General features: G+C 59.3%; 2 protein-coding genes. Both read left to right on the forward strand.

The genetic code is table 11. The annotated features are described in order from the left end of the window. The first annotated feature begins 760 nt into the window (after window positions 1-760). Window positions 761-1657: a helix-turn-helix domain-containing protein gene (locus VI25_RS22945; protein WP_055562979.1), complete on the forward strand. Its 897-nt coding sequence runs from the start codon at window positions 761-763 to the stop codon at window positions 1655-1657. A gap of 84 nt (window positions 1658-1741) precedes the next feature. Then, window positions 1742-1926, forward strand: a 185-nt coding sequence (locus VI25_RS22950; RefSeq protein ID WP_152981806.1) for an SDR family NAD(P)-dependent oxidoreductase, incomplete at its 3' end; no start/stop codon positions are given.

Below are 1926 nucleotides of genomic sequence, written 5' to 3' on the forward strand. Positions count from 1 at the left end.
CAACAAGCTACTGCTGACCGTCGGGTAGTGCTCAGCCTCAGACGGCCAATTTTCCTTCGCTTTTCCTGTTTTTAACCTCGGTTGCCCAGCTATGCTAGGGCAACTCCCCCGACCAGGTCTTCGTGGGCGGCGTAGTAGATCGTTCGGTTGTCCCAGGCGCTGGTCAGCCCCAGGAGGCTGAGCCAGATCGCCCCAAAGCCAGACTAGCTAGTGTTCACAAGTTGGGGGTGCCGATAGAGGAACGTGCTCGAGTACAGTGTTGAAAACCAGCGCTTCACACCATTTAACCGATTGCTCGTTTCATGAACAAAAAGTTCTCCCTCAGGACCGATAATATCGCCTATAGATCACCTTCCGGATAGAGGTGTGAACTGTCGCCGGACGAGGACAAGGCTGAGCTTATAAGAATGATACAAGACGGCTTTTTGCTCCTGACAACGAGTCCTCTTAGACGGGAAGCCCACCGGGAGTACTACCCCCGTGATTTTCTGTCACCATGGGACCGGAGGCCCGGCCAGGTTTGCTCCAGCAGGGCGTTAGACAGAACCGGCTGTTTTTAGCTTATGCGAGATTACTAACCAGTAAGCCCGCGGGGCATACAAACGATACATGAGCCGGAAGCCCCACGCGAAGCTGCGTATACCCTAGCGCGGGAAGTTGTTTCGCGACGAGTGCCGGGAGGTTCCGCGCGTCAGTACAAGTGGCGGCGCAGGCCTCCCCCTTTTGCTGCTCATTCTGCTTGAATGGCATACCTTCACCCATGCCAACTTCAGCAGCGATTGCCGAGTACTACCAACGCTACGGGTATGGGATGCCTGCCACCAGTCACGTGACGGCCTACCGCATTGAGGATGTCGCAGCAGCGGATTCCTACCCCCACGTACGGCGCGATTTTTATAAGATCAAGCTCCTGTGCGGCGCGCAGGGCATCCTTTCCTACGCCGACCAGCGCGTGACCGTGCAGGGCTGCGCGCTGATTTTTGTCAACCCGCTGCTGCCCTACGCCTGGGAGCGCACTGCGGGGCGCGAGACGGGCTTTGCGTGCCTGTTTACGGAGGAATTTAGCCCGCCGCACCTGCGCACGGCCAGCCTAACGCAGTCGCCACTGTTTCAGGTAGGCCGGGTGCCGGTGCTGTTTCCGCCGCCGGCAGCGCTTGCGCGTATTCGGCACGTATTTGAGCAGCTGTTGAGCGAGTTACCTTCCTCCTACCCGCACAAGTACGAGCTGCTACGCACCTACGTGCACCTGCTCCTGCACGAGTCGTTGAAACTACTGCCCGCCGCACCGGTCCCGACCGCCGCGGCAGCCCAGCTGCAGGCCCAGTTTCTGGACTTGCTGGCGCGCCAGTTTCCGTTGTTATCGCCCGACCAGCCGCTGGCTCTTAAAACGGCCCAGGAGTTTGCCCGGCAGCTGGGCGTGCACCCCAACCATTTGAACAAGGTGCTGAAAGCCACTACGGGCCACAGTACCACGGCCCACATTGCTGGCCGGCTGGCCGAGGAAGCCCAGGCCCTGCTGCGGTATAGTACCTGGAGCATCGCTGACATCGCCCACAGCTTAGGGTTTGGACATCCCTCCAACTTTCACGCCTTCTTTCGAAAGCACACGAGCTTTACACCTGCTGGCTACCGCCAGCAGCTGGCGTCACTTTCATAGCGCTTGGCTTGATTGGCATACTACGCGAAACCAGGTAGCGTCGGACCTTTGCGTCGTTCTTTTTCACCTACAGCAACAAGCACGATGGAAAACGGTATCACCGGCAAAGTCATTCTCCTCACCGGTGCCAGCAGCGGTATCGGCGAAGCCACTGCGCTGCTGCTAGCCAAGCGCGGCGCGCGATTAGTTTTGGGCGCCCGACGGCTACCCCCCCTAGCCGCGCTGGCGGCCCGCATTACGGCGGCGGGTGGCGAAGTTATTTACGCCGC

It is taken from the genome of Hymenobacter sp. AT01-02 (assembly GCF_000961955.2).
In the GTDB taxonomy this organism is placed as follows: domain Bacteria; phylum Bacteroidota; class Bacteroidia; order Cytophagales; family Hymenobacteraceae; genus Hymenobacter; species Hymenobacter mucosus.

Bases quoted from the DNA above. Each gene is read 5' to 3' on its own strand.
- VI25_RS22945 (WP_055562979.1), top strand. From the start codon at position 761: ATGCCAACTTCAGCAGCGATTGCCGAGTACTACCAACGCTACGGGTAT.